At 67.6% G+C, this 25,841-nt stretch carries 21 protein-coding genes and 1 tRNA gene; 8 read left to right on the forward strand and 14 right to left on the reverse strand.

The genetic code is table 11. The annotated features are described in order from the left end of the window. Positions 1-195 precede the first annotated feature (195 nt). The 13 genes from KDH83_RS00555 to KDH83_RS00615 form a co-directional block, all read right to left on the reverse strand. The gene (locus KDH83_RS00555) at positions 196-1,440 is read right to left on the reverse strand and encodes an STY4528 family pathogenicity island replication protein (protein WP_212312103.1); all 1,245 of its coding nucleotides are present in this window, start codon (positions 1,438-1,440) and stop codon (positions 196-198) included. A gap of 3 nt (positions 1,441-1,443) precedes the next feature. Further along, positions 1,444-2,004 carry a DUF2857 domain-containing protein gene (locus KDH83_RS00560; protein WP_033982368.1) on the reverse strand — a complete coding sequence of 187 codons (561 nt, stop codon included), beginning with the start codon at positions 2,002-2,004 and terminating at the stop codon, positions 1,444-1,446. Positions 2,005-2,019: 15 nt separating this feature from the next. Then, positions 2,020-3,648: a ParB family protein gene (locus tag KDH83_RS00565; RefSeq protein ID WP_212312104.1), complete on the reverse strand. Its 1,629-nt coding sequence runs from the start codon at positions 3,646-3,648 to the stop codon at positions 2,020-2,022. Further along, positions 3,641-3,889 carry a type II toxin-antitoxin system HicA family toxin gene (locus KDH83_RS00570; RefSeq protein ID WP_212312105.1) on the reverse strand — a complete coding sequence of 83 codons (249 nt, stop codon included), beginning with the start codon at positions 3,887-3,889 and terminating at the stop codon, positions 3,641-3,643. Before KDH83_RS00570 ends, KDH83_RS00565 begins: the two co-directional genes overlap by 8 nt. Further along, complete coding sequence (locus KDH83_RS00575) at positions 3,873-4,748, reverse strand: ParA family protein (protein WP_212312107.1); 876 nt, start codon at positions 4,746-4,748, stop codon at positions 3,873-3,875. The genes KDH83_RS00570 and KDH83_RS00575 overlap by 17 nt, the downstream gene beginning before the upstream one ends. A 42-nt stretch (positions 4,749-4,790) precedes the next feature. Then, positions 4,791-5,003, reverse strand: coding sequence for an AlpA family transcriptional regulator (locus tag KDH83_RS00580; RefSeq protein WP_003158604.1), 213 nt, complete (start codon positions 5,001-5,003; stop codon positions 4,791-4,793). A gap of 118 nt (positions 5,004-5,121) precedes the next feature. Then, complete coding sequence (locus KDH83_RS00585) at positions 5,122-5,877, reverse strand: hypothetical protein (RefSeq protein WP_212312109.1); 756 nt, start codon at positions 5,875-5,877, stop codon at positions 5,122-5,124. Positions 5,878-6,428: 551 nt separating this feature from the next. Then, positions 6,429-8,357, reverse strand: coding sequence for an integrase arm-type DNA-binding domain-containing protein (locus KDH83_RS00590; protein WP_212312110.1), 1,929 nt, complete (start codon positions 8,355-8,357; stop codon positions 6,429-6,431). Between the two features lie 241 nt (positions 8,358-8,598). Next, positions 8,599-8,672 (reverse strand) — tRNA-Gly (locus KDH83_RS00595). 101 nt (positions 8,673-8,773) lie between these two features. Beyond that, positions 8,774-9,760, reverse strand: a complete 987-nt coding sequence (locus KDH83_RS00600) for a tripartite tricarboxylate transporter substrate binding protein (RefSeq protein WP_212312111.1) — start codon at positions 9,758-9,760, stop codon at positions 8,774-8,776. 146 nt (positions 9,761-9,906) lie between these two features. After that, positions 9,907-10,854 carry a hydroxymethylglutaryl-CoA lyase gene (locus KDH83_RS00605; protein WP_212312151.1) on the reverse strand — a complete coding sequence of 316 codons (948 nt, stop codon included), beginning with the start codon at positions 10,852-10,854 and terminating at the stop codon, positions 9,907-9,909. Between the two features lie 53 nt (positions 10,855-10,907). Beyond that, positions 10,908-12,101: a CaiB/BaiF CoA-transferase family protein gene (locus KDH83_RS00610; RefSeq protein WP_212312112.1), complete on the reverse strand. Its 1,194-nt coding sequence runs from the start codon at positions 12,099-12,101 to the stop codon at positions 10,908-10,910. A gap of 247 nt (positions 12,102-12,348) precedes the next feature. Next, the gene (locus KDH83_RS00615) at positions 12,349-13,245 is read right to left on the reverse strand and encodes a LysR substrate-binding domain-containing protein (protein ID WP_212312152.1); all 897 of its coding nucleotides are present in this window, start codon (positions 13,243-13,245) and stop codon (positions 12,349-12,351) included. A gap of 162 nt (positions 13,246-13,407) precedes the next feature. On the opposite strand from KDH83_RS00615, the gene trmB reads away from it, so the two are divergent. The 6 genes from trmB to lysM all read left to right on the forward strand — a co-directional run bounded on the left by trmB (position 13,408) and on the right by lysM (position 23,021). Further along, complete coding sequence (gene trmB, locus KDH83_RS00620) at positions 13,408-14,178, forward strand: tRNA (guanosine(46)-N7)-methyltransferase TrmB (protein ID WP_212312113.1); 771 nt, start codon at positions 13,408-13,410, stop codon at positions 14,176-14,178. Then, positions 14,178-15,119 carry a prolyl aminopeptidase gene (gene pip, locus KDH83_RS00625; protein WP_212312114.1) on the forward strand — a complete coding sequence of 314 codons (942 nt, stop codon included), beginning with the start codon at positions 14,178-14,180 and terminating at the stop codon, positions 15,117-15,119. The genes trmB and pip overlap by 1 nt, the downstream gene beginning before the upstream one ends. A 10-nt stretch (positions 15,120-15,129) precedes the next feature. After that, positions 15,130-15,330 carry a sulfur carrier protein ThiS gene (gene thiS, locus KDH83_RS00630; protein ID WP_103271208.1) on the forward strand — a complete coding sequence of 67 codons (201 nt, stop codon included), beginning with the start codon at positions 15,130-15,132 and terminating at the stop codon, positions 15,328-15,330. A gap of 293 nt (positions 15,331-15,623) precedes the next feature. Further along, complete coding sequence (locus KDH83_RS00635; protein WP_212312115.1) at positions 15,624-16,709, forward strand: helix-turn-helix domain-containing protein; 1,086 nt, start codon at positions 15,624-15,626, stop codon at positions 16,707-16,709. A gap of 102 nt (positions 16,710-16,811) precedes the next feature. Further along, a complete protein-coding gene (locus tag KDH83_RS00640; protein ID WP_212312117.1) occupies positions 16,812-22,319 on the forward strand; it encodes an autotransporter domain-containing protein in 5,508 nt (1,835 codons plus the stop codon). 255 nt (positions 22,320-22,574) lie between these two features. Further along, positions 22,575-23,021, forward strand: a complete 447-nt coding sequence (lysM, locus tag KDH83_RS00645; protein WP_212312120.1) for a peptidoglycan-binding protein LysM — start codon at positions 22,575-22,577, stop codon at positions 23,019-23,021. 135 nt (positions 23,022-23,156) lie between these two features. On the opposite strand, the gene ffh is transcribed toward lysM, so the two are convergent. Then, entirely contained in the window at positions 23,157-24,563 is a 1,407-nt protein-coding gene (ffh, locus tag KDH83_RS00650; protein WP_212312121.1) for a signal recognition particle protein, read from the reverse strand. Positions 24,564-24,669: 106 nt separating this feature from the next. Here ffh and ccsA point away from each other — a divergent pair, with 106 nt between their 5' ends. Then, a complete protein-coding gene (gene ccsA / locus KDH83_RS00655) occupies positions 24,670-25,524 on the forward strand; it encodes a cytochrome c biogenesis protein CcsA (protein WP_212312122.1) in 855 nt (284 codons plus the stop codon). A 2-nt stretch (positions 25,525-25,526) separates the two neighbouring features. After that, the gene (locus tag KDH83_RS00660) at positions 25,527-25,787 is read left to right on the forward strand and encodes a PP0621 family protein (RefSeq protein ID WP_212312123.1); all 261 of its coding nucleotides are present in this window, start codon (positions 25,527-25,529) and stop codon (positions 25,785-25,787) included. Positions 25,788-25,841 lie beyond the last annotated feature (54 nt).

The following is a 25,841-nucleotide window of genomic DNA, read 5'->3' on the forward strand; positions in this document are numbered from 1 at the left end:
TATCCCCTGGGGATAGCTCCATGGAGCGCCAACGAACGCTGCACGTCGGGATCAGGGCGGACAACGCCGATGCTGCTGCAGATGTTCGAGGCCAGGCTTGCGACTGCACGGCATCCGCCCCAACGGTGGAACTATCCCCAGGGGATAGCTCTATTGGCATCCATGGGCGTCCACTTCACGGCCTTGTCGGCCGGCTCACTTGCTGGCGAGCAGATCTCGCAGCCGCTCGATGTGCTGCCTGGCGACTTCTGGTGGCACCGGCTTACCCTGCGTTTGGGACGACGGTGTGGGCGGTGGCCGTTCGTTTGGCGGAGCGGGTGCCGGTGGCGGGTCTTTCTTGGCCCAGGCATTGAATTCGCCGTGGATGGCTCGCTGGATGATGCCGAATAGATACCCAGCGGGATTGCGGATGCCGTGGTTGCTACAACGCGCGGCCCATTCGTCCAGCACGTCCTGCCTCAGCGAGGCATCAACCTGCTGCAATGCCACCTTGGCACCCGCCTGCTGTTCCGCCTTCAGTTGCGCAAAGCGCTTGGGCCATTGCAGATCGTCCAGCGCGCGCGCCTGCGCAGTAGTACGTATTTCATTAATACAACTACTACGTACTGTACGGGCCTGCTTCGGATTCCGAAGAGAGACGTCTGGCGCGGGTTTCGGCTCTGCTTCGGAATCCGTAGAGGGGCGTTCGCCATTCCGAAGAAGGCTCGGAACCCCTTCTTCGGAATCGTGAATGGCGTCTTCCTGTGGATAACTATCGCTGGCCGTGAAGTCCTGGTTGGCGAGACGTTCGGCCATCACCTGCAACCGCGACGGGAGGGTGCGTCCGGCCAGTAATGGGTCTTCACCGATTTCCTTGAGCGTGTGCAGGCCCACGATCTGCACGGCCTTGGCAGAATGGCCGAGCGCCTGGCTGACGAGTTGCAGGTAGTCGGGGTCGAGCTGCATGGCCTCGAACGGTGTCAGGGGTTCGTCGTGCAGCACGTACAGATTGCCGAGGATGCGGCCGGTCTTGGGGTCACGCCGTCGCTGAACCAGGCTCAGCCAGCGGGTCAGGCGCATCAGTGTCAGCGCCCGTGCTACGGTTTCATGCGAGGCTTGGCCTGCGCAGGGCATGGACGCCAGCCAGGGTCGCAACTGCTCGTAGGTGGGAAATGCGGTCACGCCATCGTCGTTGAGCATCAGCCGGAACACTTGCCAGGCGTTTCGTTCCAGCGGTGTCAAGCGGCGGTCAAGGAACAACTTGCGTGGCACCGTCTCGTGCCGGTTGCCACTGAACAGGAAACCATCGCCGGAGGTGGGCGTGGGCGACTGTGCAGGTGTAGACGCAGGTGCGCTGGGGGCGGGCTTGGGGGCAAGGTCTTTCAGCGCGGCATCGAACAGTGCTGCCAGTGCGATGGGGCCTTGGCGTCGGACTCGTGGTGCGGGTTCGTCCACGGCCATGACTCAAGCCAATCCCTGATCGACCCAGCCCTTGATCGAGGCCCAGACCACCGACAGAGGCAGCGACATGCCTTCGGCCAAGTCCATGGCGGCATCGAGGATGGAGGTTTCGTCTTCGAGATCGACGGTTCTGCTGTTTGTCACGGCCTTCCATCGCCGCCACAGCTCCGTGTCCTGCTCCTCGTCCAGCACGGGGTGCCGCCCCTTGCGCTTGGGCAGACCGAGGATTTCACGGCGAAGCGCTACTTCCTGATGCGTCAAGCCATAGAACTTGCTGACCATCTCGGTGCTCGCGCCCAGTCTGAGCATGCGATCGACTGTGGCGATTTCCTTCTCCACGTCTTGTGCCTGCTGGAGCAGCCGCCGCAGCACTTCGCGGTTGACCGTCACTGAGCACCACGAGACGTTGGCGTTGGCCAGCACGCTGATTAGCGCGGGATGCTTGAGGGCGTCCAGCTCTGCCTCGCCAAACCCCATTAGTTTGCAGCGGCGCAGTTGCCCATTGCGCAGGTCATAGAGGGCCTGGGCAATGACAGCCTGGTTGAGTGGGTGTGCTGTGGACATGCTGGCCTCCCTCGCTCAGGTTCCAGAGTCCGCAGCGCCGGCTTCGAGATCGAGCAGGCGGCGGGCCAGTCGCAGCAGGCGGAACAGCTTGACCAGCGCGGCGTCGCTCAATCGTCGGGTTACGTCACCCTGGCCGTGCAGCAGCGCTGGCAGGTCGATGACGAGTTGCCCGTTGTCCAGACCGACGTCGGCGGGCTGCTGACCGGCCAGGCAAGCCAACAACGCATGGACGGCACGGCCCAGCGGCGCTGGGTTGGTGGTGCGAACACGGCAGGCGAAGCCGATGCCGTCTGGGCGGTCATCGATGCACTCGCCCAGGTCTACCTCGACCGCAATCTCGCGGGCAAACTGCGCGACGTGGATGCGCAGGTGTTCGGGTGTGTCCAGGCCGGGGGCGATGTACCAGACATCCGAGATCGGATAGAGCCCGCCAGCCTGCACCGGGATGGACTGCAAGACATTCGCCGAGAAGTCGTGCGGCAGTGCATCGCCCAACTGGTTGGCGACCATGCGCTGGATGAACTCAAGCCGTTCGGTTGTCGGCGCCGGGGAGACAATGTGCTTCTGAAGCAGGTCGCCATCTGCCGCCGGACTGACCGCGCCCGAATGACTGTCATCCGCGTCGCTCTCGCCCGTCGAGGGCGTTGCCGTCGGCCTCGTGGCAGGTGGCGCGGTATTGGCAGGTGGGCGCGCGATGGCCTCTGGCTCTGGCAAGGCAGGCGGTGTCGAGGGCGGCGTCGGCTCGCTGACCAAGGCACGCTGGCGGCTCTCGGATTCGGTCATGTCCAGAGCGAGCACGTCGTAATCGACGTTCAGCAATTCGGTCATCTGGCCGATCAGCTCGTCCTGTACGCGCTGCGCAGAGAACTCGTCGGCCTGGACATCGAATTGCGACAGCACTTCCTGAAAGAACTCGTCGAAGTCCTGAACCAGTGAGCGGCCTTTGGCGTAGTGCTCCCAGGTGCGCTCGCAGGCCTTTCGCATGACCGACAACCGCTCGACCTGGTGACGCCCCAGGCCGGCGTAGAGCACGGTCGGGATTGCGGGCAGCAGGTAGCGTACCGCGTCGGCCATCCGGCTGATGTGCGACTGCTGCACGGGGTATCCGTCGGCGGCCAGGCGGCGGGCCAGCTCGGACTGGCTCAGGGTGGAGCCGCTTTCCAGTTCGTAGAACTCGCGCGCTTTCTCGACGCCCAAAGCGCGCTCGATGAAGGTGAGGCCACCGCGCAGTTCGTTTTCCGCAAGATGCCCGGTGAGCGCGACGATCTCGCCACGCTCGGGCCATGGGCGGAACAGGCATGAGACCCGAAAAAAACGTTCGTCCCTGGTCTCCGACCAAAGTTCGCGCAGGATTGCCAGTCGCGTGTTGCCGCCATTGCGTATGATGTAGTGATCGTCGCCGGGCCGCCGGGTGATGGCCGGAGCCGCGTCCAGGCCACGTTCGCGGATGGATGCCTTGATTTCCTCGTACACCGGATTGCGCTTCTTGCGCGGGTCGTGGTCGTAGGGGCGCAATTGGTCGAGCGTCACGAGCATGGGCGTGTCGGCGATCGGGTCGCTCAAGGTCGTTGCTGACGGGCCGCTGCGCTCGAACCCGGACGCAAGCAGTTTGCCGGCCATCTGCTGGGAGGTGATCTCAGTCATGGCCGCCCCCCTGCGCTTGGGATCGGGTCTCGCGCTCGGCGCGATGGATCTGCGCACGGGCGTTGAGGGCTGCCCGGTGATCGCTGGCCGTCGAACTGGTATAGATCGCGGCGCAGCCTGCCTTGGTGAACTTGAGGTGACCGCCCGCCGTGCGCTTGACGTGCCAGCCTTCGCCCACGGCGAACTCGATCAGGGCGCGCAGCCGGCTGTGACCTCGGGCCAGTTCATGTGCGTTGGCCATGAGGCCTCCTGGTATCAAGAGGCTGTGGCGGACGGCCGGACACTGCGGCAAATCGATCCTGCCACTGCGGGAGCAATTCGTCGGCAAGATCGCGCATGGTGGCGAGCGCGGCGGGAGCGACTCTGCCCACTGGCTGGCGGTACTCGACCCGATGCACCGGCAGGCCGCGCGTCGCGGCACGCGGATAAGCCTCAATGGCCGGCACGTCGGTAGCCAACACACGGATGTCAGCATGGTCCTGGAACAGATCGCGCAGCGCCTGCTGGATCAGGCGGGCGTTGGCGGACACCGGATGGACGCGGTTGATGAGCAGGTGCAGCGGCGGTGGCTCGATGCCCAGCTGCCGGTACGGTGCAATGTCCTCCAGCAACTGCATGGTGCCGCGCCGCAGCTCGCGGGCGGCGAGAATTTCCGGGGTCACGGGTGACAGTGCGAGGTCGGAGGCCAGCACCGCCATCTCCAGCAGCACCGAGCGCGCGCCCTGGGTGTCGATCAGCACCAGGTCGTAGAGGGGATTGAGCGCCGGAAGCAGATGCCGCAGCCGCAAGCGCCCGTCCGGCGCGTGCAGCAGCAAAGTGTTCAGTTCGCCTCGGTGGTCGTTGGAGAGCACCAAGTCCAGGCCCGCGATGATCGTGCGGGACACAAGCTGGTCGAGGTCGCGCTCGTTGAAGGCCAGCAATTCATAGATGCCGCCCGGCGCGCGGTGAGCCAGCTCATAGTATGAGGACAAGGTGGGCTGCACATCGAGGTCGAGCAGCAGCACGCGCAGTCCGGCGTCCGCAGCGAGACCGCCGAGGTTCGCAGCCGTGGTGGTCTTGCCGACCCCACCTTTGGTTGAAATGATGGATACGACCTGCATGGCGTTCTCCGTGTCAAGATGAAAAGTCCGCGGGAGAACGGGTCAGGCCCGGTTGTTGACGCGCTCGTCGATCCACTGATCGATTTCGATGGAGTCCCAGCCCACGGCGCGCACGCCCAGACGCAGCGCCTGCGGGAACTGGCGTTTCTTCATCAGGTTGTAGATGTGGGCGCGCTTGAAACCGGATTTCGCTTCGACTTCTTCCAGGCGCAGGATGCGGCGCTCGTTTGGCTGCAGTACAGATGTTTGCGACATGGCAGTCACTCCTGAACGCTCAGTGGCGTTTGTTGGCGTGACCTCTATTCAATAGACACGGCTGCGAAAAGACATTGCAAATGCAATCTCCGCGACTGCACATACAAGCTGGCAAATCTCAGCGGGAGGCGCTACGCAGCCGGCGCCTGGCGGTGGCGAACTTACCGTTCAATGTCCGCTCCGCGATGCCCATGGCGCCGCTGTGATGGGCGACCAGCGCGCTGACTACGGCTTCCTGCGTCTTGAAGCTGGAGTACGGCGTGCCCGATGGCGATTGGCCGAGCATCAGCTCCAACAGGCCGCCAACGATGTTCAGGTAGGTGGCCTCGGCTCGATCACTGATCGGACACTGCGCGCATACCGGAATCACCGTGGGCTGCTTGAGCAGCGCGTCATGCTTGTCCTGCAACTCGCGAAGCTGACGTTTGGTCTGTTCTAGGACGGATTTCAAAGCCTGGCGTTCGACCAGCATGGCTTGCCCTGTTTCCAGAGAAATGAAGGGATGGGTGATGCGCTCGCTGCGGGAGAAGAGAAAGCCGGGCCGCTGCTCGGGGTAGTGCTGGCGCATCCAGCACTTCAGATCGACATGGCGTACCGTCAGATCAGGCGATTCGATCAACGCGGTGTCGCGCGTCGTGATGCCGTGCTGCCCGAAGGGCAGTTCCCCGTTGAGGATGCCGTCATAGATGCGGTCGGTGTACAGCCGCAGTTCGCCCAAACGTGGGCAGTCCAGCGACTGCGGCAGATTCATCGGCGACGAGACCGAAGCCAGAATCACCTGCTCGTATCGCAGCAGTCCGGCCCAGCGGATGGACGCTTCGAGCGGGCGGTAGAACACCTTTGATGTTGGTGCATCATTTTTGTTCTCGTGCATGCTCCGTCTCCTTCCAGGAGAAGAACTACAGGGCCGACTGCTTTTGCAGCCGTCCTCATGGTCGGCCTGTTGTCCGCGCAAGACGCGAGTGATGACGCCCGCTTTTGATTACTTCTGATCAGTTCGCGCAACGAGTAGGCGTTGTGTGCTCGATGTGCAAAAATCCATTGAGCACAAGAAAATCGAGCGTCCGTCGCGGCTCGACAGTGACGCTTGCGCTATCAGGATCGTGAGAAGTGGCGGCTCACGCAAAACCGTATCGGTATGGTCTGATACGGCAGCGGTTTGAAAAAGCTGCGAGCGGTCGGAATCTATTGATCCGGGCTTGGGATTGGCCGCAGAAATCCGCTGGCGTCATATCCGATCGGGATGCTGATATAGCGAAATAGCATCACAGAGAAGTCGCCTATGGTGACTGCCAAGCGCAGATTCGACGCTAAACATTGCCTGCCAACACTTGGAAATCGCGAGTTGGCGGGTGGTCATGCAACGATCGACCTATTGGTTCCCTGCTTGGACCTTGACCGGACGGGCTGCCGTCCGGCCTCAGCTCAACGGGCGACTAGGTCTTCGGGCGTATCAACCAACATTGCCGTTTTTACCAGGCGCTCTACAGTCTGCCTGGCCAGCACCGGAGACACCTCCGATTGCTCTGCAAGCTCATCGGCTTCTATGGCATGTGCGGCGACCAGTCGAGCTGCAAGATGCAGGTTGGTCGGATCGACTGCCTCGATGACTGGACACTTGCCCAGGGCATCGTATGGCCGCAGCAGTGCGTGATAGATGTGCCAGGTGTCGATGCCGCGCGGCACCAGCTTCAGGACAGCCTGAATCAGCTTGCGTTTGATGGGGTCGAGTTGCCAGTCCGGGACGCGCTGTCCACGGTGACCCAGATGGATCGACAGGAGATTGCCAGCCTGAATCTCGTAAGTGATCCAGCGGCGGGACTTGCCAACCAGCTTGGCGTAGTCGGCCACCGACAGGTTGTGGGATGCCTCGAACATCTCCAGCAATTGCAAGCGCTCGCGCTGCACCTCTGACAGCGTGGGTCGCGCGTACTCGGGCAGATGCACCGCCGAAAGTCGATAGACGGAAGCTGGAACCGCTGGCGCATCCGGTGCAGGCGCAACGATCAACTGAGGGGCGTTTGGATTCATGGCGGGCGGCTGCGCTGCCGCCTGTCCGGCAATCGTGGGCAGACCCTGCAGCGTGATGGTCAGGTGCGTGCTGGCAACTTCGACCTGATTCTGCTCGAACAAGTCCAGGCGGTCGGCCCAGTCTTGCATCATGACGCGGCGCTGCTCGACGTACTCGGCGTGGTTGTAGGTCGCGCTGATCCGATCCGGATCGGCATGCGAAAGTTGGGCGTCTACCCACTTGGGCGGATAGCCCAATTCATTGAGCGCGGTCGAGATGGTGGCGCGAACGCCGTGCCCAGTGAGCTGGTCTTCATAGCCCATGCGCTTGAGCGCGCCATTGAGCGTGTTCTCGCTGAGAGGTTTTTTCAGGCACCAATCACCGGGAATGAGATAGACCTGCGCTGGCTTCAGATTTCCCAGCAGATGACGAACGACTTCTTGTGCCTGCAATGACAGTGGCACGATGTACGGCGGGATGTCGGCGAAACGCTGGCGCTTCTTCTTGGTGAGCTGCTTGCGTTGCTTGAGCCTGACAACCGGGATGATCCACAGACCGCGCTCCAGATCGAACTGATCGGGCGTGGCGTAGCGCAATTCACCGGTGCGCACGCCCGTGAGCAGCAGTAGACGTAGACCCAGTTGCGTATTCAGGCGGCCGCTGTACTTGCGCAACGTCTGCAGCATTGTCGGCAGTTCGGGCATGCGCAAAAAGGGGTTGTTCTCCACCGGCGGCAGCGGCATCGCCACCACATCCAAATCCTTGGCCGGGTTGTCGCCCATGTTGGGCACCACCACCGAGGCGTAGGTGAATAGCTGGCTGAACCAGGTGCGCAGCTTCTCGGCGACCGACAGCGAGCCACGCTTTTCCACTCTGCCGATGATGTCCAGCAGGTGGGCGCGGGTGACGTCGTAGACGGTCAGGTGGCGCAATACGGGAAACACATCCTTGGCGAAGACGCGTCCGATCTGTTTGGGCGTGCTCTGGCGACCCTCATTTTCCAGAGAGAGGCTGCGGTGGGCCAGCCATTTGTCGTAGATGGCCTGGAAGGTGTGCTCGCCCGCCAGGACGATCGCGTGGCGTTTGCGCTTGCGCTCCGAATGCGGGTTGATGCCCTTGGCCAGCATGGCCCGGGCCTCGTCGCGCAGATGACGGGCGTCTTTCAGGGAAAGCGCGGGATAGCCGCCGAAGGACATGCGCTCGCGCTTGCCGCCCCAAGTGAAGCGGAAGTGCCAGGCCTTGAAGCCGGTGGCTGAGATGTGGAAGTAGAGACCGTCGAAATCGACAAGCGAATACGCCTTGCCGGTCACCTTGGCCTGTCGAACCTGGAGGTCTGAAAGCATGAGCCCAACTCCTGCGAAACGAGTTGGATGCCATGTTCCCGACGGAACCCCGGCTCCTCCAGCAACAATACGGTTTTGGGAACCTCCGCATTGCCAATGTACCACTCAACGTACCAGTTAGAACCGGCTGAGAGTGGATTTCGCTGGATGTCAGTGGATCGAGGCTGGGTGAAAATCCTCAATTCTGACAATGACTTACGGCATTCCCTGGCGTTCGGTGGAAGTCCCTGGAAAGTCGAAGTGGAGCGGGTGATGGGAATCGAACCCACGCTTGAGGCTTGGGAAGCCGCCGTTCTACCATTGAACTACACCCGCCCTGGGTGTCGTGCCCCGGCGTGAAACCAGGGCAGAGGCGGCGATTATAGCGCGGGATTCGGGCGGCCAGGACGATGCCCCGGCGCGCCCGCCAGCCGCGCTCAGTTGGCGGTGATGCCCGCCGCCTTGACCACCTTGCCCCAGCGCTCCAGTTCCGCCTGGGTATACGCGCCCAGCGCCCGCGGCCCCATGAATTCCGCCTCGGCGCCCTGCTCCGCGGCCTTCTGGCGAAAGGCCTCGGTCTGCATGATCTTCTGGATCTCTCCCGCGATCTTGTCCACCACCGGCGCGGGCGTGTTCCTGGGCGCATACATGGCGAACCAGGACGAGACGATCAGGCCGGGATAGCCGGCCTCGGCGGCCGTGGGCACATCGGGCAACGAGGCCAGGCGCGCGTTGCCGGTCACGGCCAGCGCCCGCAGTTTTCCGGCGGCGATCTGGCCGAGCAGCGGCGGCGGCGTGGTGATGGTCATGTCGACGGCGCCGCCGAGCAGATCGTTCAGCGCGGGGCCGGTGCCCTTGTACGGGATGTGCGTGATGCGGGTGCCGGCCATCTGATTGAGCAGCTCGGTGGCGACCTGCTGCAGCGAGCCGTTGCCGGACGAAGCGTAGTTCAGCTTGCCGGGGTTGGCCTTGGCGTAGTCGACCAGGTCCTTCAGGGTCTTGATGGGCAAGTCCGGACGCACCACCACGACCTGCGGCGCGGACAGCACATTGGCGACGGGCGCGAAGTCCTGGACCGGGTCCCAGCCGGCGGCGGGCGTGACATGGGGCGTGATGACCTGGAAGCCCGAGTACTGCAGCAGCAGCGTGTAGCCGTCCGGCTTGGCGCGGGCGACGGCCTGCGCGGCGATGCCACCGGATGCGCCGGGCTTGTTCTCGACTACCACGCTCTGGCCCAGGGCAGCGCCCAGCGGTTGGGCGATCAGGCGGGCCGCGATGTCGGTGGTGCCGCCGGGCGCGGCGGACACGATCAGCGTGACGGGGCGGTTGGGGAAATCGGCCTGCGCGACGGCGGCGCCGGCTGCGGCGACGCCAAGGACCGCGGCGCTGGCGCGCAGGGCGAGGGATAGGCGGAACGATGCCATGGGGATTGTCTCCTTGCTGTTTTGCGGGGCGGCCTTTGTGGAAGTGACTGGCTGCCTTCGGATATCGCGGGGTGGTGCTGCGGGGAACTACTGCTGGGTGCTGCGGGATGAGGGCGGCGCGCGATGGCGCCGCGTGACGGCATGGCCTATCGCGGGAACCGTTCGTCCAGCCACTCCGGCGGCTGGTGCGTAGCCAGGCGCGGGCCGGCGCGCAACAGCGCGTTGGGCAGCTCGCGCGCGACCAGCGCGGGCAGGCCGCGCACGATGGCGAGCAGCGGTTCCAGCACGACGCCGGTCCGCACGCCCATGCAGTCGAACATATGGACCAGCTCTTCGGTGTTGACGTTGCCACTGGCGCCTGGCGCGTAGGGACAGCCGCCCAGGCCGCCGGCGGCGGCGTCGAAGCGGACGATGCCGGCCTGCCAGGCGGCGACGGCATTGGCCAGCGCCATGCCACGGGTGTTGTGCAGGTGGGCGGTAAGCGCGATGCCAGGCAGGCGTCGCGCGGCCTGCGCGCACAGCTCGGCGACCTGGCTGGGATAGGCCATGCCGGTGGTGTCGCACAGCGTGATGCCGCAAGCGCCGGCATCGACCAGACGCGCGGCCAGTTCCAGCACCTGCTCGGCCGGCACGTCGCCGTCGAAGGGACAGCCGAAGGCGGTGGACAGCGACACGTTGCAGGGCGCGCCGGCGCGCGCGGCGGCGGCCAGCACCTGGCTCAGCTCGTCGAAGGAGCGCTCGCGGGTCATGCGCAGATTGGCGCGGTTGTGGGTCTCGCTGCAGGACATGACCAGGTTCATCTCGTCGACGCCGGCCTCCAGCGCGCGCTCCAGGCCGCGGACGTTGGGCACCAGCGCGGTGTAGACGACGCCGGGCCGGCGGCGGATGCCTTGCATGACGGCGACGGCGTCGGCCAGCGCGGGAATGGCCTTGGGCGAGGTGAAGCTGGTGACCTCGATGCGGGCGAAGCCGCAGTCGGACAGCGCGTCGACGAAGGCGATCTTGTCGTCGGTGGGCACCATCCGCGCTTCGATCTGCAGGCCATCGCGCGGGCCGACTTCGTTGATTTCAATAACGGGGGATCCTGCGTGCATGGCTTCGTCCTTGATGGGCTGGCTGGCGTTCATGCCGACGGGCTTGCCGGCGCTCATGCGATCACCCCCCGCGCGCGCAGCGCATCGCGCTGTTCCTGGCTCAGACCGGCCGAGGCCAGCACGGCGTCGGTGTGCTCGCCCAACGTGGGCGCGCGTTCCCGCACGGCGCCCGGGTTGTCGGACAGATGGGGAAAGACGGCCGGCATGTCCACGGCGATGCCGCTGGCGGCCTGCACGGTGGTGATGGCCTCGCGGGCGCGGTAGTGCGGGTCGCTGGCGATGTCGGCCACGGAATAGATGCGGCCCGATGGCACGTCGGCCTCGCGCATGGCGGCCAGCACTTCGTCGATGGAACGCGCGCGGGTCCAGTCGCCGATGGCGCCGTCGATCTCGGCGACGCGGCGGGCGCGGCCGTCGTTGTGCGCCAGATCGGGATCCCGGCCCAGGTCGTCGCGGCCGATGCGCGCCATCAGGCGGACGTAGATGGCGTCGCCGTTACCGGCGATGAGCACGTAGCCGTCCCGGCAGGGATAGGCGTTGGACGGGGCAATGCCGGGCAGCGCGGCGCCGGCCGGTTCGCGCACCGCGCCGAAGACCGAGTATTCCGGCAGCAGGCTTTCGCTGAGGTTGAACAGGCTCTCGTACAGCGCGGCATCGATGACCTGCCCCTGGCCGCCGCGCGCGTCGCGCTGGTACAGCGCCAGCAGCACGCCCAGCGCGCCGTGCAGGCCGGCGATGGTGTCGCCCAGCGACAGGCCGGCGCGCACCGGCGCGCGGCCCGGCTCGCCGTTCAGGTAGCGCAGGCCGGCCATCGCCTCGCCGATGGCGGCGAAGCCCGGCTCGCGCGCCTTGGGGCCGGTCTGGCCGTAGCCGGACACGCGCAGCATGATGAGGCGTGGATTCAGCGCGTGCAGCGCGTCCCACGACAGGCCCCATTTCTCCAGCGTGCCGGGGCGGAAGTTCTCGATCAGCACGTCGGCCTCGCGCGCCAGCAGGCGCACGATGTCCTGGCCCTCGGGCTGGCGCAGGTCCACGCATACCGATTGCTTGTTGCGCGACTGGGCTTCCCACCACACGGACGTGCCCTCGTGCAGCAGGCGCCACTTGCGCAAGGGATCGCCCTGGCCGGGCGGCTCGATCTTGACGACCTGCGCGCCGAAGTCCGCCAGCGTCTTGGCGGCGAAGGGGCCCGCGATGAGTTGTCCGAGTTCCAGCACGCGTATGCCGGCGAGTATCTGCCCTGCCATGTCGCCCTCCCGGCGCATCGACTTGATGATGGAAGGCAGTGTGCGCCATGCTGGCGCGCCGATGGAATGGACGATTCGGGAAGGGGGCATTCCCGGAACGAGAAGGCCCGGCAACCGGCGTGTCCGCACGCTTGCCTCGCGCGCGGCTGCCGACACGTTCGCGTCTTGCTCGACAGCCGACACGCTCGCGTCCCGCTCGACAGCCGGCGCGTCCGCGTCTTGCCGCGCCGAGGATCCGTGCCCGCCCCTACTCCTGCCCGCGCAAGTGCGCCAGCAGCAGCCGCGCGGGCACGGGCAACGCGTCGGCGTCGCGCACGCCCAGCAGCAGGCGGCGGCTGGCCCAGTCGTCGGCCAGCGCGATCAGGCGAATGGGCATGGAGCGCGCGTGCGGCTCGGCGGCCAGCCTCGGCAGGATGCCGACGCCGCCGGTGGCGGCCACCATGCGGCAGATCGCGTCGAAGCTGCGGACCTGGATGCGCAGTTGCATCGAGCGGCCCAGCCTGCCGCTTTCGTCGGCCAGCCGCGTCGCCAGCGAGGTCGCGGGCGGCAGGCCCACGTAGTCGTAGGCAAGCGTGTCGGCGAAGGCGACGCGGGCCTCGCCGGCCAGCGGATGGCGTTGCGGCACGATCAGCACCAGCTCGTCGCCCCGGTACGGCGTGGTGACGAGGCCGGGCGCGGGCGTGCGGTCGGCGAAGATGCCGATGTCGGCGCGGTTCTCCTGCACGGCGGTGACGATGTCGTTGCTGTTCTGCTCTTCCAGGTCGATGCGCACGGCCGGATGCGCTTCCATGAAGGCGGCCAGGTCCTCGGGCAGGAACTGGGTCAGCGACGAGGTGTTGGCGGCGATGCGCACCTGGCCGCGCACGCCCTGGGCAAAGTCGGACAGGGTGCCGGCCATCTGCTCCACTTCCTGCAGCACGCGCAGCGCGTGCACCAGACAGGCCTGGCCGGCCTCGGTCAGCTCGACGCCGGCGGCGTTGCGGTAGAGCAGCTGGGTGTCCAGCGCGGCCTCCAGGTCGGAGATGCGCTTGCTGGCCGCGCCCACGGCCAGGTGAGACTGGCGCGCGCCGGCCGAGATGCTGCCCTGGCGGGCCACCGAGACGAATAGCGAGAGCGTGACGAGATCGATGCGGGCGATGTTCAGGGGGGGCCCGGCGGCGCCCCACCGCCGCGGCTGCCCTATAGCGCGGGGGGCGCAGGGCGGGAATTGATCGTGCCCCCTTTAAACGCCCCGCAGCGGCCCGCGCCCCCCCCCCCTGCCACTACAATCCCGCCTATGACAACAAACAGCTTTGCGAATCTTCCCGTGAACACCCCCGCAACACCCGGCAACCCCGACTCGCCCGCTCCGGTTTCCCCGCAGACCGAAGCCGCGCTGGCCAGCGCCGCGCACGCGCCCAACAGCCCCGGCGCCGCCCACATCCGCAGCTTCGTGCATCGCCGCGGCCACATCACGCAAGGCCAGCTGGCCGCGCTGGAGCAGCTGCTGGGCAAGTGGTCGCTCCCCTACGCCGCGCGCCGGCTGGACCCGGCCGCCGCGTTCGGCCGCGAGGCGCCGACGGTGCTGGAGATCGGTTTCGGCATGGGCGAGACCACCGAGAAGATCGCGCTGGCGCGTCCGGGCGACAACTTCCTGGGCGTGGAGGTGTTCAACGCGGGCGTGGGTTCGCTGCTGCGCCGGATCGAGGATTCCAGCATCCAGAACCTGCGCATCATCCAGCACGACGCGGTGGAAGTGGTGCGCGACATGATCGCCCCCGATTCGCTGGCCGGCGTGCACATCTATTTTCCCGACCCGTGGCCCAAGAAGCGCCACCACAAGCGCCGCCTGATCCAGCCGCCGTTCATCTCGCTGCTGGCCAGCCGCATCGCGCCGGGCGGCTACATCCATTGCGCCACCGACTGGCAGGACTATGCCGTGCAGATGCTCGAGGTCCTGGGCAACGAGCCGCTGCTGAAGAACACCGTGGACGGCTACGCGCCGCGCCCCGACTACCGCCCCCAAACCAAGTTCGAGACGCGCGGCCTGCGGCTGGGCCACGGCGTCTGGGACCTGATCTTCAAGCGAGTCGCCTGATGCTGTATCCGCAGATCGAACCCTACCGCCACGGTTTCCTGGACACGGGCGACGGCCACCAGATCTACTGGGAACTCTGCGGCAACCCCCAGGGCAAGCCGGCGGTCTTCCTGCACGGCGGCCCCGGCAGCGGCTGCTCGCCGGTGCAGCGCCAGCTGTTCGATCCCAGCCTGTACAACGTGCTGCTGTTCGACCAGCGCGGCTGCGGCCGCTCGACGCCGCACGCCAGCCTGGAGAACAACACCACCTGGCACCTGGTCGCGGACATCGAGCGCCTGCGCACCGAGATCATGGGCGCGGACAAGTGGCTGGTGTTCGGCGGATCCTGGGGTTCGACGCTGTCGCTGGCCTATGCCGAGACGCATCCCGCCCACGTCAGCGAGCTGGTGCTGCGCGGCATCTTCACGGTGCGCAGCGCCGAGATCCGCTGGTTCTACCAGGAAGGCGCGTCCTTCCTGTTCCCGGACCGCTGGGAGGAATACCTGGCGCCGATCCCGCAAGCAGAGCACGGCGACCTGGTGCAGGCCTATCACAAGCGCCTGACCGGCGACGACCCCGTCGAGCAGCTGCGCGCGGCCAAGGCCTGGAGCAAATGGGAAGACAGCACCATCACGCTGCTGCCCAGCCCGCGCCACCAGCAGAGCCACGCCGCCGATCGCGCGGCGCTGGCCTTCGCCCGCATCGAGAACCACTATTTCGTGAACGCCGGCTTCATGGAAGAAGGCCAGCTGATCCGCGACGCCTACAAGCTGCGCGGCATTCCCGGCACCATCATCCAGGGCCGCTACGACGTCTGCACGCCGGCGCGCACCGCCTGGGACCTGCATCGCGCCTGGCCCGAGGCCGAGTTCCACCTGGTGCCCGACTCCGGCCACGCTTTCGATGAACCCGGCACGCTGGCGCGCCTGATCGCCGCCACCGACGCCTACGCCAAACGCTAAGGAGACGCGCATGCACATCACCCTGAACGGCGACGCCCGCGAATTCCCGCTCGACACCACGGTCGTCGAGCTGCTGGACACGCTGGGCTATGCCGGCAAGCGCGTGGCGGTGGAACGCAACGGCGAGATCGTACCCAAGAGCCAGCACGCGCAAACCACGCTGGCCGATGGCGACCAGATCGAGATCGTGGTGGCGGTGGGCGGGGGCTGAATGCCCAGCCGCCGGGCGGCCCCGGCACATCCCCTGAAGGGCTGCGGCAACGCAGCCCTTTTGCTTTACAAGGCCTCGACGGCGCGGCCTGGGCTTGATGATCTGCCGCAAGCGCCGTCAATCCATGAGCCAGACCGGGCTTTCCCGCAACGCGGCCGGGCGTCATAATCCGCAGCGAACATGTGTCAAGGCAGGTCGGCCGCGAGCCGGGCAGCCCTCCATGGAAGTTTCCCGCCTGGTGTCGCGGCTGGTCGGGCAACGCCACAACAAGACCGATCCGGGAACCTCGAAGCGTGAGCCGCAATCCATTCCCCCCTCCTGACGCCCCGCCGCAGTTCAGCGCGCAATTCGACAGCCGCGTCACGCCCGACGCGCCGGACATCTGGCGCACCCTGGTGCGCCCCTTTGTCGACGTCCAGATCGAAGCCGGCATGCAGCCCTTTACGGGCCAGATGAGCGGTACCCACCTGGGCGACAGCCTGATCAGCCGCAGCGCCTGCTCGGCCAACATGCGGCACCGCCGCACCGCGCTGGACGTGCGCCGCAGCCAGGTCGACCACCTGCTGATCCAGCTGTTCGTCGCGGGCGGCACCCAGGGCGACTATGGCAAGCACCCGGTCGATATCCGCGCCGGCTCGATCGGCCTGCTGGATCTTGGACAGACGCTGGACAGCCGCACCACGTCCTTTTCCACCATCACACTGACCGTGCCGCGCGACCGCCTGCCGACGGCGCTGCGCAGCCGCAAGCTGCACGGCGCGCTGCTGGATCCCGGGCAGGGCGCCACGCGCCTGCTGGCCTCGCACCTGTCGCAGCTGATGCAGCACGCCACCAGCCTGACGCGCGAAGAGATGTCCGCCTCGGTGAACGCCGGACTGATCCTGCTCAGCGGCAGCCTGTCGACGTTGCGCGACGGCGAGGATGACGGCCCGGCGCGGCAGGTGGTGCGCAATGGCATGCGCCGGCTGGTACGGCGCCATATCGAGCGCCATCTCGATGCCGAGCAGCTGTCGCCGGAGACGATCGCCGCGGCGATGGGCATCTCGCGCTCCAGCCTGTACCGGCTGTTCCTGCGCGACGGCGGCGTGAACGCCTATATCCAGGGCAGGCGCCTGGACAGGTGCTTCGATGAACTGCTGCTGGCCGCCGGCGGCCACATCGGCATCGCGGAGCTTGCCTACCGCTACGGCTTCTCGAGCGAAAGCGCGTTCAGCCGGGCGTTCCGCCTGCGGTTTGGCACGTCTCCCAGCGAGGTGCGGGCCCATGCCAGGGGACATGGCGACAGCGAACCGGCCGACATCCGGTCGCGCGAGGATGCCGCCATGATCCAGGCCTGGCTCAGCGACATCCGGCAGCCGGCTGCGGTCGCGGCCCGCTGACACGGCAAGCTGGGACGCCGGGTATGGTTTTGCGGGACGTGGGGTGAAGTAAAAGCGCGCGAGATCCTTGAAGATTGTCCGCTTTCATTTGCGGGCCTTCCCATGCATCTCCCCTGCCGCCCTCCCCTGCGCCTGTCGGCCCTGTCCCTGGCGGTCGCCGTCTGCTTCGCCGCCGCTCCAGACGGCGCGCAGGCACAAAAGATCCTGCGGGGCGGCGGCAACGGCGCCGGCCTGAACGGCACGATCAGCGGCCTGGGCGGCATCGGCGGCGGCGGTGGAGGCAGCGGCGGCGGGAACAACAAGGGCGGCGACGCGGCACAGACGCTGGACGGGGCGCCTCAGGCCGGCAGCGGTCCGGCCGGCGGCGCCGCCGGTAGCCGGGGCGGACTCTCCGACATCACGAGCGGCGGCGGCGGCGGCGGCGACGGCCCTTCCGGCCTGGGCAGCACCGGCGGCCGGGGCGGCTCGGGCAACGTCAACTCGCAGCGCTTCTACTACATGACGGCCGACCTTGCCGGCACGCCTGGCGAGGAGCCCTATCTGGCGCCCGGCAACAGCGCGGGCGGCGGTGGCGGCGGCGCCGGAATAGTGCTGCTGGGCCCGAACGTCGAGGCCGAAACCAACGCCCACCATATCCGGGGCGGCAACGGCGGCGGCACCGAGCTGTTCAACGACACTTACCTCGGCAACGGCGGCGGCGGCGGAGCGGCGTTGGTGATGGCCCAGGGCGGCTATCTGGTCATCACGGGCAACAGCACGATCCGGGGCGGCAATGGCGGGCAATCCAATTCCGTGCTGGCGGGCGGCAGCGGCGGCAGTGGCGGCGCCGGCGTGTTTCTCTACGACGGCGGCACGATGTACTTGAACCGCGGCAGGGTGGAAGGCGGCGACGGCGGCGCGGGTCCGACGGCCGGCATGGCCGGCGACGGCGTCCTGAGCAACCAGGGGCAGGTGATCAACGACGGCATCATCAACGGCGGCTTTGCCGCCCATGCCAGCCTGAACGCCGCCAGCGCCGGCAGCGCCGGCGTGCGAACCTGGGGAGGCGCCATCCGCAACAACGCGTCCGCCCTGATCCTGGGCGGACCGGGCGGCACGACCGGCCTGAGCCGCCCTGGCGTCACCACGGGGGACGGCGGCGCCGGCATCGTCTTCCAGGCCGGGCTGCCGGCAAGCCTGAGCAACAGCGGCACGATCGAAGGAGGCGTCAGCGGCCAGGACCTGGCCGGCACCGGGCTGCGCGGCCGAGGCGGGGTCGGGGTGGTCGGCGCCGCGTCGGGCCGCATCTCGATCGTCAACAGCGGCATCATCCGGGGCGGGCTGACCGGCCAGTCCTTGCGGGGCAACGCCATCGAACTGTATGGCAGCGACAATCGCCTGGAACTGGGCGCGTCATCGAACATCATCGGCAACGTCGTGGTCGCCGCGGGCGGCGCCAACAACGTCCTGGCGCTGGGCGGCGAGAGCGGACTCGGCACCTTCGACGTGTCGCGGATCGGGGCCGACCGGATCTACCAGGGCTTTGATGTCTACGAAAAGCTGGGCAACGGCACCTGGACGCTGACGGGCGTGGGCAATCAGGACTGGCGCGTGAAGCAGGGCATCATCACGGGCAACAGCCAGAGCATCGCCGGCAACGTCCGTTTCGCCACGGCCTCGGGCGCCACGCTGGTCATGGATGAAAGCGTCAGCGGCATCTACAACGGCACGATTTCCGGCGACGGCACCCTGGCCAAGACCGGCCGCGGCGATCTGATCCTGACCGGCGCCAACACCCACACCGGCGGCACGTCCGTGCTGGACGGCACGCTGGCCCTGGGCGCCCGCGGCCAGGCCGGCTCGGTGACGGGCGCGATCGACGTCAACACACGGCTGGAGATCTACAACACCGACAACAGCGGCCTCACCCGCGTCACGACCACGGCCGGCGTCGGCACGGCGTATTTCTATGCCGACGCCAACGCCGGCGCCGCGCAGGTGGTCAACAACAACCTGATGGGCTTCTACGAGCGCAGCTCGGCCGGCAACGCCGACCTGCGCAATCTCGGCCAGCTGCACTTCATCATGAACAGCAGCGCCGGCGCGGCGACGATCAACAATTCATCGTGGATCCAGTTCCTGGGCAATGCCACCGGCGGCAGCGCCGCCTTCACCAACACCCCTGGCGCGCGCGTCGATTTCGGCTACAGCGCGGGCCCGGCGGGCGACGGCAGGCTGACGGTCGGATCGCTGGCCGGCGACGGCACGTTCTTCCTGGGCGGCAATGAGCTGACGATCACCGGCGACGCCTCCACCGTGGTCTCGGGCATCATCGCCGACGGCGGCGACTCTGGCCGTACCGGCGGCTCGCTGGTCAAGGCCGGCAGCGGCACGCTGACGCTGCAAGGCGCGAACACCTATTCCGGCGCGACCACCGTGCGCGGCGGCATTCTGTCGGCCGGATCCGCCGATGCCTTCCGTTCGAGCAGCGGCCTCAAGGTCGAAAGCGGCGGCACCTTCGACATCGGCGGCCATGACGTCACCGTGCAGGGGCTGTCGGGCGCCGGCACCGTGACCAACCTGGGCAGCGTCAACCGCACGCTGACGGTCGACGATGCGCGGGACGCGAGCTTCAGCGGCGCGCTGGCCGATTCCCCGCAGGCCTTCCTGGCACTGACCAAGCGCGGCGCCGGCACGCTGGTCGTGACCGGCTCCAACACCTATGCCGGTCATGCGCGCGGCGAACGCGGCCATACCTCGATTTACGGCGGCACGCTGCAATTCGGCGATGGCGCCGCCCGCAGCGCCAACCGCCTGGGCGGCGATGTCTTCGTGCACGAAGGCGGCAGCCTGGCCATCGGCGGCACGACCATGGTCGACGTCGCCAACGACGTCAATCTGATCGGCGGCATTGGCGCCGGCGCCACCCTGTCGATCACCGCCAATGCGAACGGTCCGTCGCTCACCGCCGACCGCGTCCTGGTCGGCGCCAACACGACATTCAATCTCGGCGGCATCGACGGCGCGCGAGTCCAGGACAGGCTCCTGATCGACACGCGCAGCGGCATCCAGGGCGATTTCACGACCGTCAACATCGGCGGATCCGCCAACGCGGTGGACTATCTCTCCGCCTCGACCTACAAATCGGCCGACGGCAGGCAATATCTCGCCACCTACGTGCTGAGCTGGACGGCCGGCAACGACCGGGCGCAAGGCGCCTTCACCCTCGCCGATGCCGGCAATCGGTTCACCGTCGGCGCCGCCCTCTCCGACCAGGCCGCCAACGCCATCACGGGCTGGGACGGCAAGTCCCTGACCAAGGCCGGCCCGGGCACGCTGGTCCTGACCGGCGCCAATACCTATACCGGCGGCACCACCATCGCCAGCGGCACCCTGCAGCTCGGCGATGGCGGCAACAGCGGCTCGATCATCGGCAACGTCGCCAACCACGGCACACTGGTCTTCAAGCGCGGCGACGCCATCACCCATGGCGGCGACATCTCCGGCGACGGCGCCCTGCGCCAGCTCGGCAGCGGCGCAACGACCCTGACCGGCAACAACACCTCCCCGGGTGGCACCCCGGTCGAAAGCGGCGCCTTGCGCGCCGGCGGCGCGAATGCCTTCGCCGCCCGCACCGCCTACACCATCAACGGCGGCACGCTGGATTTGAACAACCATGACCTGACCGTCTCCGCGCTGTCGGGCAGCGGCGGCGCCGTGGCGCTAGGCACGGCGACCCTGACCATCGACCAGGCCATCGACACGGCCTATGCCGGCGCGCTCACCGGCTCGGGCGAGCTCGTCAAGCTGGGCGCCGGCACCCTGACCCTGGCTGGCAGATCGGCCATGAACCTGAAGCTGGCCGGCGGCGCATTGGTGACGAGCGCGCAAGCCCTGGGCGGCAATGCCGCGCTCGCCGCCGGCACCTCGCTGACCTTGAACCAGGCCAGCGACGCGGTCTATGGCGGCCAACTGTCGGGCGCCGGCAAGCTGCTCAAGCTCGGCGCCGGCAAGCTGGAGCTGACCGGCGACTCCTCCGCCTACACCGGCGCGACGACGCTGCAGGCCGGCACGCTGGCAGTGAACGGCAGGCTGGGCGGCGCGCTGACCGTGGGCCCGGCGGGACGCCTGCAGGGCAACGGCGGCATTGGTCATGCCGTCATCGACGGCACCGTCGCGCCCGGCAACTCGATCGGCGCCCTCAATGTCGCCGGCGATATCGTCTTCAATCCCGGCTCGACCTATGAAGTCGAGATCGACGCTACGGGACGCTCGGACCGCATCGCCGCGACCGGCGCGGCCACCCTCAATGGCGGCGCGGTGCAGGTGCTGGCCGGAGCCGGCGACTATGCCGGCAACACCCGCTACACCATCCTCACCGCCAAGGGCGGCCTCGCAGGCGCCTTCGGCGGCGCCACGACGAACCTGGCCTTTCTCTCCCCCACGCTCGACTACGACGCCAGCAACGCCTACCTGACGATGCGCCGCAACCAGGTCGCCTTCCAGAACGTCGGCGAAACGCGCAACCAGACCGCCGCCGGCGCCGCCTCGGAAAGCCTGGGGCTAGGCAACACCCTCTACGGCGCGGTGCTGAACCTGTCAGCGCCGCAGGCGCGGGCCGCCTTCGACCAGCTCTCGGGCGAGGCCTATGCGTCGGTCAAGACGACGCTGATCGAGGACGGACGCTACCTGCGCGATGCCATCAATGCCCGCCTGCGCGACGCCTCGGACGGCGGCGGACAGGCCGGCGCCACGGGCGTGGTCTACGAAGATGGCCAGGCGCGCCCGGCCCCGGCCGGCGGCGACCGCGCGGCGCTGTGGGCCCAGGCTTTCGGCGCCTGGGCGCAGACCCGAGGCAACGGCAACGCCGCGCGCCTGGGCCGTTCGACCGGCGGTTTTTTCGCGGGCGCCGACGCGCCGGTATCGCAACACTGGCGCCTGGGCGCCCTGGCCGGCTACAGCCGTACCAGCTTCGATGTGAAGGACCGCCGCTCCTCGGGATCGAGCGACAACTACCACCTGGGCCTGTACGCCGGCGCGCGCTGGGACAGGCTCGCGCTGCGCGCGGGCGCCAGCCACACCTGGCACGATCTGTCGGCGCGGCGCGATGTCGATTTCCCGGGATACTCGGACAGGCTCAAGAGCGGCTACCGCGCCGGCGCCTCGCAGGTCTTCGGCGAGCTGGGCTATCAGCTGCGCGCCGGCAACGCCGTCTTCGAGCCCTACGCCAACCTCGCCCATGTGAAGCTGCGCACCCATGGCCACACCGAGCAAGGCGGCGCGGCGGCGCTCAAGGCCGCGCCGGGCAGCACCGACATCACTTTCGGCACGCTGGGCCTGCGGGCCGCGCATGGCTTCGAGCTGAAGGGCGCGCCGCTGACGGTTCGCGGCATGGCCGGCTGGCGCCACGCCTTCGGCGACGTGGCGCCGCAGGCCACGATGCGCTATGCCAGCGGCGGCGCGGACTACACGGTCGGCGGCGTGCCGCTGGCGCGCAATATCGCGGTGGTCGAGGCCGGACTGGACTACGCGGCGGCCTCCCGGGCCACCATCGGCCTGGCCTACAACGGCCAACTGGGCGCCGGCCTGGGCGACCACGCCGTCAAGGCGACGTTCAACCTGCGCTTCTAGCGCCTGCCCTGCCCCGTAGCGGCCGCCCCGACGTGGCGACAGCTACGGGCATCCTCCGCCATTTGCAGCCAACTCGCGCGCATTCTTGCGTAGTCTGGCGCATGGCTAGCAACCTGTTACACGTTTACCCCTCGTCTGCGGGCAAGCGCGCGGGTAATAATTCCCGATGCCGCGCGCAACCGGCCCACGGGCCGTGCGCCCTGCCATCCATCGCTCTTTTCCCACCGTAACAGCAACATAGATAAAGGAATCACTATGGGTCTGCTCAATTTCATCAAGGACGTTGGAGAAAAACTCTTCGGTGCCAGCGAAGCCAAGGCCGCCACCGTCGACGAGCTGAAGAAGGAACTGGACAAGCACGGCCTGAACGCCGACGGACTGCAGATCGCGGTCGACGGCGACAAGGTCACGGTCAGCGGCACCGCCGCCAATACCGAAACCGCCGAGAAGATCGCGCTGGCGCTGGGCAACACCGTGGGCGTGGCCCAGGTGGACAACCAGCTCAAGGCCACCCAGGCCGCCCCCGAGGCCAAGATGTACACGGTGCAGAAGGGCGACAACCTCTGGAAGATCGCCGAGGCGCAATACGGCAAGGGCCAGGGCGGCAAGAACACGCTGATCTTCGAGGCCAACAAGCCCATGCTGACCAGCCCGGACAAGATCTATCCCGGCCAGGTGCTGCGCATCCCGCCGGCGGCCTGAACGCCCACGCAAGAATCCGAATAGCCGGAAGGCGCGCCCGCGCCGCCCGGCTGATCGCGGCACTGATCCCCCAGATTGCCGCGATGACTTGGCCAGACGCAATGTCTGGCCATTTTTTGCGCCGCCGCGCGAGCCTTACTTCATCCCGAAGCGGCCCAGCCCCTTCAGGCCGCCCATGGCGCGCATCATCTTGGCCATGCCGCCCTTCTTCATCTGCTTCATCATGCCCTGCATCTGGTCGAACTGGGCCAGCAGGCGGTTCACTTCCTGCACCGGCACGCCGGAGCCGGCGGCGATGCGGCGCTTGCGCGAGGCCTTGATGAGTTCAGGCTTGGCGCGCTCGGCCGGGGTCATGGAATTGAGGATGCCTTCCGTGCGGCGCAGCTGCTTCTCGGCCTGGCCGCCCTGCAGCTGGCCGGCGGCTTGCTGGAACTGGGCCGGCAGCTTTTCCAGCAGCGAGCCCATGTCGCCCAGCTTCTTGACCTGGCCGAGCTGGTCGCGGAAGTCGTTCAGGTCGAACTTGTTGCCCGACTTGATCTTGGACGCGAGCTTCTGCGCCTCGGCGATGTCGATGTTCTTCTGCGCCTGCTCGACCAGCGACACGATGTCGCCCATGCCCAGCACGCGCTGCGCCATGCGCTCGGGGTAGAACGGCTCCAGGCCGTCGAGCTTTTCCGAGACGCCGACGAACTTCAACGGCTTGCCGGTGACGTGGCGCACCGACAGGGCCGCGCCGCCGCGGGCGTCGCCGTCCAGCTTGGTCAGCACCACGCCGGTCAGCGGCAGCGCGTCGGCGAAGGCGCGCGCGGTGTTGACCGCGTCCTGGCCCTGCATGGCGTCCACCACGAACAGCGTTTCCACCGGCTTGACCAGGTCATGCAGCGCGCGGATCTCGCGCATCATGGCCTCGTCGATGCCCAGGCGGCCGGCCGTGTCCAGGATCAGCACGTCGTAGTGATGGCGGCGCGCGTGGTCGACCGCGTTGCGGGCGATGTCCTCGGGCTTCTGGCTGGGGTCGGAGGGCAGGAAGTCCACGCCGACCTGCGCGGCCACGGTCTTCAACTGCTCGATGGCGGCGGGACGGTAGACGTCGGCCGACACCACCAGCACCTTCTTCTTGCCGGTCTTGCGGCCGTGCTGGGTGTGCTGGCCCTCGGACAGCCAGCGCGCCAGCTTGCCGGTGGTGGTGGTCTTGCCCGCGCCCTGCAGGCCGGCCATCAGGATCACGGCGGGCGGCTGCACGGCCAGCGACAGTTCGCCGGAGTCGGCGCCCAGGTCGCCGCCCATCAGCGCGGTCAGTTCCTTGTGGACCACGCCGACCAGGGCCTGGCCGGGGCTGAGGCTGCCGGCGACTTCTTCGCCCAGCGCCTTGTCCTTGACCCGGGCGACGAACTCGCGCACCACGGGCAGCGCCACGTCGGCTTCCAGCAGGGCCATGCGCACTTCGCGCAGCATCTCCTGGGTGTTGGCCTCGGTCAGGCGGGCTTCGCCGCGCAGCGTCTTGACGACGCGCGACAGGCGTTGAGTTAGGTTATCGAGCATGAGAGGCGTTTCCGCTTAAACTAGTCGACTCGAACGGTGGCCGCCCGCGCGAATTCCGCGCTTTCCGGGTCATTTGGACCCCGGCCCCATCCTGACGACGGTTTCTATGTCACTAGGCATTGTATTTCACGCGGCGGCCGCCCTGGCCTACGCGCTGCTCGGGGGGGCTTTGTGGCTCCGGCTGGCCGGCGCTGGCGCCGGCGCCAGCGGCATCGAACAGACCGGCAAGATCGCCCGCGCCTGCCTGCTGGGCGCCCTGGTGCTGCAGGGCATCGGCCTGCAGCAGTCCATGCTGGGCGCGCAGCACCTGTTCATCGGCTGGGCGCTGGCCCTGTCGGCGGCGATCTGGCTGGGCATGGTGGTGTTCTGGCTGGAAAGCCTGCTGGTGCGCATCGACGGCCTGCAATTGCTGCTGCTGCCCGCCGCCACCATCGCCAGCGCCCTGGCGGCGCTGTTTCCCCAGGGGCAGTTCGTGCCCCATGCCAACGACGCCTGGCTGCGCGCCCACCTGCTGATCGCGCTGGCCGCCTATGGCCTGATCACCATCGCCGCCCTGCACGCCATGCTGATGGCGCTGCTGGACCGCCACTTGCACCGCCCGCTGGACGCGCCGGCCGAGCGCAGCATGATCGGGCGCGTGCTGGATTCCCAGCCGCCGCTGCTGGTCCAGGAACACCTGCTGTTCGTCATCATCTGGATCGGCTTCGCCGTGTTGTCGCTGGCGGTCGTGTCCGGCTCGATCGCCTCGCTCAAGCTCACCGGCAAGATCCTGCCCTTCGACCACAAGACCGTCTTCACGCTGCTGTCCTGGGCGACCTTCGGCGTGCTGCTGCTGGGCCGCCACGTCTGGGGCTGGCGCGGCCGGGTGGCGCTGCGCTGGACGCTGACCGGCTTCGGCTTCCTGATCCTGGCCTACACCGGCAGCCGGTTCGTGCTGGAAATGATTCTGCATCGGGGTTGAACGTGGGCAAGCTGCTGTTCTGGATCGTCATCATCATCGCGGTGCTGTTCGTGGCCCGCATCGCCGCCCGCATGGCGGCGGCGCGCGACGCGCGCCCGGCTTCCCCGCCGCCCAAGCCGCCCGCCCAGCCCGGCGGCGGCGCCGAGGCCATGGTGCGCTGCGCGCACTGCGGCATCCACCTGCCCCGCTCCGAGGCGCTGCTGCAGAACGGCCGCACCTGGTGCAGCGCCGACCACGCGCAGCGCGGCCCCACCAGCAAATAGCCGGCAGATAGCCACCGAACGCCGCCGCCAGGCGGCAAATGAGCGACGATCAAC

The organism is Achromobacter sp. Marseille-Q0513 (assembly GCF_018195695.1).
Classification (GTDB): Bacteria; Pseudomonadota; Gammaproteobacteria; order Burkholderiales; family Burkholderiaceae_B; genus Achromobacter.